Origin of the sequence: Kitasatospora sp. NPDC047058 (genome assembly GCF_040643935.1) — a bacterium.
In the GTDB taxonomy this organism is placed as follows: Bacteria; Actinomycetota; Actinomycetes; order Streptomycetales; family Streptomycetaceae; genus Kitasatospora.
Window position 1 is genome coordinate 1 of record NZ_JBEYVJ010000326.1, and the last position, 7,764, is coordinate 7,764.

The following is a 7,764-nucleotide window of genomic DNA, read 5'->3' on the forward strand; positions in this document are numbered from 1 at the left end:
GGGGTGGGCGCTTCGCGCCTTGGGGGGTGGGGTGGTGAGGGGTGGTCAAGTGGTGGGGTCACTCATTGGGGTGGTGAAGGGACGGGCTTCGCCCGTTCTCGTGTATCAAAGACAGTAACCCGCTAAGCTCTGGGGTGCTGATAGGGCTTCGGGGATTCTCGGCCGCTCGTGATCGCTGGGGTTCTTCGATCGGGGTTGATCCCGGGGAATTGCTCTCGAATTCGAGAGTGGAATATGTGAGGGCAGGCGGGTGGCCGGCTCCGGGGTGGGCAGAGAGAGAAATCGGGTGTCGAATTCGATGTGGTCGGTGCTGGCAGAGAGCGAGCGGGAACAGTGGGAGGCCACGCCCTTGGTCGGGGTGGGCCCGCTGAAGTTCGGCATGACGCGGGGGCAGGTCACCTCCGCGCTCGGACGCGAGCCCACGATGAGCAGCGGTGACAGCGCGGCCTACTCCTCGTCCGACCCACGGGTCTGGGGAAACACGCTCACGGCCTACTTCCGCCCCGCCACGGCAGACGACATTCCACCGGACCTTCCGGGACGCTCCCTCACCGGGGAGATCGACGACGGCTACGAGTACCTGCCCGGGCACAGGCTTGGCGGCGTCCTCGCCGCGCTCGCCATCGACGCACGGCTCGGCCCGCAGGTCCACTGGGAGGACCTGGCCCTGACCGGGCGCGTGCCGTCGACGACCGACGACGCGGTACACGCCAAGCTCCAAGACCGTGGCCTGGACAAGCAGATCCGTATCTCCCAGGAAGGCACCTACAGCTACGGGGAAATCGGTCTCCTACTGCGCGTCCAACGCGCCGGCGACATCCTCCTCACCCGCCCGATCTTCGCCGCCCCCGCCTGGATCGAACGCCTGGGCGACACCTCGGAAGGCCCGATACCCAACCAGGAATGGCACAGCCACTGACCCCCGCCCTGCTGGCAACATCGACTCAGCCCGCACCCAACCTCCCACCGACGACACCGCGGAAGACCTGGCAGGGCGGCGCAGCGGCAGCCAACCCGCCGCGCAGCCACCCGGCAGGCGCAGCGCCGACAGGGCTGGTGCAGCAACGAGCGCAAGGAAGGTCGCCCGAGCAGATCGAAGCCGGCCGATGGAGGCACAGGTCCGGGAACAGGAGCCAGCCGCGCGGAAGTCCCGGGGCTTCGCCCCAAGTGGGAGGCGACCTAGTGGGAGCGGATCACCACTCTCGTCAGCACCAAGAGATGGACGGCCTACGACATGACACTCGACGGGCAGGCCCGGATCACGGAGCGCAGGATTCGGCTCGCGGTCGAGCGGGACTGGGCGCAGCGGGTGTGCCGGGGCCGGCGGGCAGTTGTGGAGCCTCGGGTGCTGCCTGCGGTCCTCTGTGTCGGCTCAGCTTGCCGGCCCGAGTCCTTCTGGGAGGGCGGCCACCAGGACGGCGACGGCTTCCTCCGGCGTCTCGGTGCGGACGAGTGGCACGCCCTTGTCCCAGACCCCGTACAGCCCCTCGTCGTACGGGTGGATGGTGTATCCGACGCGTGTCTTCCAGAAGCCCTCGATGGTGGTGGAGAACCAGAGGTTGAAGTGACTGTTGACCGGCATCAGCTGGCGGAGCACCGGCTGGGCGTACGCCGCTGCCAACAGCGCGTGGGGGCGCGGGTGGCGGTCGTACGGCGGCATGTGGATGCGGTCGAGCTTGGAGTGCCACGCCAATTCGACGGCACCGAACGGCTCCCGCTCGTGCGCGAGGGCCCACGGCCTGAACTGGACGAACGGGGCGAACGCCCTGGTCTCCTCCAGCCCCGCACCGCCCGTCCAGGCCACGGTCCCCCGGACCGCCTCGGCCAGGTCGTCAGTCCACCCACAGGCCAAACGTGGACCGTTGTGCTGGAAGGCCACCTGGAAGGACCGTCGCCGCTCGCCTGGCGGAAACACCATCACCCGCCGGCCGCGCCCCGCGTCGAGGTACTCCGCGAGGCGACCCCACGACCGGTCCGACTCCGGCAAGGCAAGCCCAAGCCCCTCAGCCGTACGCCCAAGCGCGGCCCGAAGGGCGCCGTCCTCGTCCCAACCACTCTCGCCAAGCCCCGCCCCGAAGTCCATCACCCCAGTGTGCCCGAACACGAACCGCTACAGGCGACCGCCATCGCAGAGACCGCCGAGGAGAACCCCGTCGCCGTGACAGCCGATAGGAATCAGCCCGCTTATTACTGAACAAATGATTCGAGCGGAAGTGACTTCCGCCCTGGCCCCGGCACTGTCCATTTCATGCCGATTTCGGTGAAAGGTAAATTGGAATCATGGCAAAGAAACTGCGCCCGCACCAGGAAGAGGCGTGCGACGCAGCAGTACGACTTCTGACCCTGCCCGCTTCGGGTCTGGTGCCGCCGGAGGGGCTGCGGTGCCAGATCCGGGCCGCGACAGGCTCGGGCAAGTCGCTCACGGCAGTGCACGTCGCCGGGCGGCTGCGCTCGGAGCGGACGCTGGTGCTGGTGCCCTCTCTGCCACTGCTGGAGCAGACGGTGGCCGTGTGGAAGGCGGAGGGCCACGGCGGCCGCATGGTGGGGCTCTGCTCACTCAAGGGCGGTGAGCAGCCGGGGGTGCGGTGTACGACGGATCCGGTGGAGCTGGTGGAGTGGACGGCCGGGGCGGGGCGGGTGACGGTGTTCGCCACGTACGCGAGCCTGGGCCTGGGGCACCTGGAGAAGGCCCACCAGGCCGGCCTTGTGCCGTGGTCGTTGGCGGTGGTGGACGAGGCGCACCGGGTGAGTGGTCTGGCGGGGCGGCCGTGGGCGGCGATCCTGGACAACACCCGGATCCCGTGTGACCGCAGGTTGTTCATGACCGCCACCCCGCGGTTGTGGGCCGTGAGAGCCCGGGACGAGGTGCGGGTAGCGGCGGCCGGCACCGGAGCGGCCGAGCTGATCGCGTCCATGGACGACGAGGCACTGTTCGGCCCCGTCGCCCACGACTACCCCCTCGGGACCGCGATCTCCGACGGGGTGATCGCCCCGTACCGGATCGTGTGCGTGGACGTCGCCGACCCCGTCCTCCAGGGCCTGGAGCAGCGCGGTGCGAGTGAGATGTCGGTGGAGTACCGCGGGGCCCGTCTGGCGGCCCTGCAGACGGCCCTGCTGACCGCCTGCGCGGAGTGGAACCTGGCCCGGGCGCTGAGCTTCCACCACATGGTGGCAGAGGCCCGGGCGCTCAGCACAGGCCTGCACGATGTCGCCCGGGTGCTGTGGGAGCAGGATCCCGCCCTGCACCCGGACCCGGAGCTGGTCGGCACGAGCTGGCTGGAGTCCGAGCACACCGTCGCCGAGCGGCGGAAGACGCTCGGTGCGTTCGCCTCGCTGCTCGCCGCGGACGGCCTGCGGCTGCAGCGCTACATCCTCTCCTCGGTCAAGGTCTTGAGCGAGGGCGTCGACACGTTCGACTGCGACTCGGTGTTCTTCGCCGACGTACGCGGGTCCATGGTCGACCTGGTCCAGGCCGTCGGACGCGCGCTGCGCATGGCACCGGGCAGCGGGAAGGTCGCCACCATCGTCGTGCCCGTGCTGCTCGGCGCGGGCGAGAGCGGCGACCAGCTGCTCACCTCCAAGGCATTCGACGGACTGAGCAAGCTGTTGATGGCCCTACGGGCCCATGACGCCGCCGCCGTGGAGCGCCTCGCCCTGCCCCAGTCCCAGACCCGCCGGTCCAGGGATCCCAGGCACGCCGGCGACCCGGACGAGCGCCGCTCCGCCAGCGGCGAGGCGCAGCTGCTCCAGTTCTCCACCCAGCGCGACCCGGCGGTGATCGCGGCGTTCGTCCGCACCCGGGTCCTGGAGCCCGAACGGGCCGAGTTCCGGCGCGGCCTGGAGGAGCTCCGCGCCTACCGGCAGGCGTTCGGGGACGTGAAGGTGCCCTACGCCTACGTCGCCCCGTCCGGGCACAAGCTCGGGGTATGGTCCGCCGACCAGCGCCGCTACAAGACCGCCGACGTCCTTGACGCCGAGCGCGTGAAGGAGCTGGACGCGCTCGGGTTCGTGTGGTCCGTCTTCGACACGGCGTTCACCGACAACCTCACCGCCGTCGCCGGCTACGCCGCCGAACACGGACACGCCTGTCCGCCGAATGAGGCGGTGTGGGGCGGCCGGCCGGTCGGGACCATCATGAAGAACCTCCGCACCGCGCAGCGGCGCACCGAAGCTCTCCAGCACCGTGCCGAGGCCGGGGAGACCGGACTCGACTGGACCGGGGCGCTGACCGCCGAACGCAAAGCCGCCTACGACGCCATCGACCCGGGATGGTGCCCGGCCTGGTCGATCGAGTGGCAGCGCTGCTTCGCCCTCGCCTGGCGGCACGTCAAGAACGGCGGAACCCTGGCCGGCGCCGCACCCGGCAGCATCATGATCCAGGGCGAAGACCTCGCCGGATGGGGCCGCGCCCAGCAGACCAACTGGGACAAGCTCAGCCCCGCACAGCAGTGGGCGTGCGAACACGTCCTCGGAATCGAGCCGCTGCCTGCGGAGCAGAAGCCGCCCGCGAAGGTATCGCACGCGGAAAAGGAGCGGCGGAACCTCGCTGCTGCCGCACAGTACCGCGAGAGGATCGGCAATTTGGATGTCCCCCGGGGGCACCGCGAGAACCTCGTCCTCGACGATCCCGGCAGCCCTGACGGGCGCACAGTCGTCGAAATCTCGCTCGGCCTGTTCGTGGCCAACAGCCGCAGCCGCAGGGCCACCATTCCCGCGGAACGCAGGCAACGCCTCACTGAACTCGGCATCCGCTGGCAGTAGGAGGGGGAGCGATGGGGCCTGTACCGGTCGAGCAGGGCAAGGGTGGTTCTTCGATGGCCGGTGGAAGGGAGTCACCAGTGCACGGTCTCGGGCCGGGCCCTGGTGTGTTCCGGCTCGCTCCCCTGCAGGGGGAGATGACGCTGTCGTTCCTGACGAGGATCGCGGACCGCTACCAGGTGGGTGCCGTCGACGTTCTGGCGGCGCTGGTCGAGGTCGACGGTCGGCTGAACCTGACGGGCAGCGCCCGGCCGGACAGCGAGGTGTACCTCAACGGCGACGCACGGGCGCGGCTCGCGGCGTTGAGCGGCGTCCCGCAGGAACGGCTGCTGCGGGCGCTGCCGGCCTGGACCCAGTACGAGCCCCGCCAGCGGTACGCGGGGCCGGCGGGGCTGCTCCACCACGGGGTGGAGAAGGTCTCGGCCCAGGGTCCGGCATGCCCTGGCTGCATGGCGGCCCGCACCGGGAACACGGCTTCCGCACGCGTGTATCTGGCGCCCCATCAGCGCGTCTGCGGACGTCACCGGTTCTGGTTGATGTCGGTACCCGGCACCGGCGGCCGCCTTGTGGACCTGCGCCGCTGCCCCGAGGTCATCGAAGCCCAGCGTCGCCACCATCGTCTGCTCAGCCGCTGCGCGGACGGGGCGCAGGCGTTCGCCATGGCCGCCGCGGTGACCGCATCGTGGTGGGCGCAGCCGTGGCCGCGGGGCGATGCATGGTCGCGGCGCCTGGAAGCCACGCGCGCCGACGACGAGGACGGGCCGAGATGGCAAGTCTTGGCCAGGGACCTGGTCACCTACCCGGATACCGTCACGGTCGCCACGATGCTGGCCGATCCCGCCCTGCGCGCCCGGGTCGCCGCCGACACTCGTGGCCACCTGCCCTTCAGCCTCGCGGACACCCCCGCTCTTGTGGCCGCGTTGAGCGGGGGGCTGGGCCGTGCGTGGCTGGCGGACCGGTTGCCGGCCGTGACGTCCGGGCCGCTGTTCACGTGGGCGCACGCCTGCGTGCGCGCTGCGGGTAGCCCCTCGCCGAGCAGTCGGCGGGCCCTGTGGCAGATCCACTCCGCACACCGGCTCCGCCCGCTCGCCGAGGAGATCGCGGCCCTGGAGGATCCGGGCGGGGGGTGACGGTGGTCGGTCTGCCGCCAAGCGGCTGCGCGGGCACAGCCGACAGGCCGAGGAAGCCTTCCAGGCGGGCGCGGGCCACGCCCGCGCCTACCGCCTCGTCCACGGGCACCTGGCGACGCGGGCCGATGCCGTCGTCGACGGGTTCGCGCTGGGCCAGTGGATGACCAACCAGCGCGCCCGGCACATCCGGATGCCGGCCGAACACGTCGCGGTGCTGTCGGCGCTCGACCCCTGGTGGGCGGTCCCGTGGACCACGCTGTGGCAGCGGACCTACCACCACGCGCGCACCCACGCCACAGCCCACGGGCCGTACCAGGCGCAGCAGGGCTTTCCGGGCACGAGTTACAGCCTGGGTGAGTGGCTGTATCAGCAGTGCGTGCGCTACGAGGAACTCCATCCTGAGCAGCAGCGCCTGCTGGCCGCCGTCGGGATCGATCAGGCGGCCGCCCGCAACGCTCGTCCGCGGCGGCGCAGCATCCGGGCCCATGGCGAAGAAGCCGTCGCCCACGCGCAGGCCTACGCCGACGCGCACGCGGGCCTGGTCACCGTCACCGGCGCCACCGTCCACGAGGGGTTCCCGCTCGGGAGATGGCTGACCGGCCAACGCTCCCGGGCGGGGCGGGGCGACCTCTCTCCCGAGCGCGCCCGGGCGCTGGCTGCCATTGACCCCTGGTGGCGGCCGAGCTGGGGCCTGAACTGGCAGCGCTCCTATCAGCGCATCCGCGTCCATCTGAGCGCCGCCGGGTCCGACGATCCCGCAGCCCGCTGGGGCGGCCTGGACTCATCGACGCGGGCCTGGCTCCGGCGCCAGTGGCTGCGCTTGGATGTCCTGCACCTGGACCAGCAACGATTGCTGTCCGAGATCGGCATCCCGCTCCACTACGTGACCGCCCACCGGCCCAGGCCGACACCGCCAGTCCACGCGTCCAAGCCCGTTTCCAAGCCCGTTCGGAAAGTCGAGCGCGCACGCCCCGAGACCGGTGGGGCGCGGCCGGGCGGCCGTCCGGGGCAGCGTGCCCGCGTCGATGCGGCCTTGGAGCACGCGCGTTCCTGGGCCGCCGTGCACGGACACTTGGCCGTGCCCCGAGCAGCACGATTGGACGGGTTCCCGCTGGGGGAATGGCTGCTCCGCCAACGCAACCAGGCTTCCCGGCGCGCCCGCCTCGGTCTTCCGCCCTCCCCGGGTGCGGAGCGGTTGACCGCCATCGACCCCTGGTGGAACCCGCCGTGGAAGCTGACCTGGCAACGCAGCTACTACCGTGCGCGTGACCACCAGCAGTCTGGCCGGCCCTTCGACGCGGAGGCGGGCGTCCCCGCGGCCACGGACGCCCTGGGCATGTGGATCCGGCGGCAGTGCACGGCCTACGCCGGCTTGCACCCGGGCCAGCAGCACCTGCTGGCTGCCATCGGCGTCACTGAGGAAGCCGCACGGCATCGCACTGGCCCCCGGTCCTCGTGGCGCCTTGGGACCACCCCGCAGTTCGACACCGACGTGGTCCGGGCCCGCGCCTACGCCGCCGAGCACGGCCACCTCGTCCCCACAGCCGACGAGCGCTACGACGGTTTTCCCATCGGGCGGTGGCTGAACGAACACCGGCAACGCGCCCGGCGAACCGGCGACACCTCGCCCCAGGCCCGTGCCCTTGCCGCAATCGATCCATGGTGGAACCCGCCCTGGCCGCTGTCATGGCAGCGCGGCTACCGCCGCGCCGAAGCACTGGGCGGTCCGCAGGACCCGCACGCCCCACACAGCGTCAGGAAGTGGGCGCAGGTCCAGCGCTCCTGCTGGCCGGTCCTGCACCCGCAGCAGCAACAGCTCCTGACGCGGATCGGGATCACCACTGCCGCGGCCTCGGTCCCCCAGCGGCCCGGACGC

General features: G+C 71.3%; 5 protein-coding genes. 4 read left to right on the plus strand and 1 reads right to left on the minus strand.

The window, feature by feature from the left end; translation table 11 throughout:
- Positions 1-286: 286 nt before the first annotated feature.
- Positions 287-919, plus strand: coding sequence for a hypothetical protein (locus ABZ885_RS31585; RefSeq protein WP_360196162.1), 633 nt, complete (start codon positions 287-289; stop codon positions 917-919).
- A 453-nt stretch (positions 920-1,372) separates the two neighbouring features.
- Here ABZ885_RS31585 and ABZ885_RS31590 read toward each other — a convergent pair whose 3' ends face one another.
- Positions 1,373-1,879 carry a DUF6193 family natural product biosynthesis protein gene (locus ABZ885_RS31590; protein ID WP_360196165.1) on the minus strand — a complete coding sequence of 169 codons (507 nt, stop codon included), beginning with the start codon at positions 1,877-1,879 and terminating at the stop codon, positions 1,373-1,375.
- A 401-nt stretch (positions 1,880-2,280) separates the two neighbouring features.
- Between ABZ885_RS31590 and ABZ885_RS31595 the strand changes: the two genes are divergently transcribed.
- The 3 genes from ABZ885_RS31595 to ABZ885_RS31605 form a co-directional block, all read left to right on the plus strand.
- Positions 2,281-4,761, plus strand: a complete 2,481-nt coding sequence (locus ABZ885_RS31595) for a Helicase associated domain protein (protein ID WP_360196168.1) — start codon at positions 2,281-2,283, stop codon at positions 4,759-4,761.
- Positions 4,762-4,895: 134 nt separating this feature from the next.
- Complete coding sequence (locus tag ABZ885_RS31600; RefSeq protein ID WP_360196170.1) at positions 4,896-5,888, plus strand: hypothetical protein; 993 nt, start codon at positions 4,896-4,898, stop codon at positions 5,886-5,888.
- Positions 5,889-5,997: 109 nt separating this feature from the next.
- Positions 5,998-7,764: helicase associated domain-containing protein (locus ABZ885_RS31605; RefSeq protein ID WP_360196173.1), on the plus strand; the 1,767-nt coding region annotated here is incomplete at its 3' end.

Excerpts from the sequence above, each read along its gene's own strand:
- ABZ885_RS31600 (WP_360196170.1), top strand. The coding sequence starts at position 4,896 with ATGACGCTGTCGTTCCTGACGAGGATCGCGGACCGCTACCAGGTGGGT.
- ABZ885_RS31595 (WP_360196168.1), top strand. The coding sequence starts at position 2,281 with ATGGCAAAGAAACTGCGCCCGCACCAGGAAGAGGCGTGCGACGCAGCA.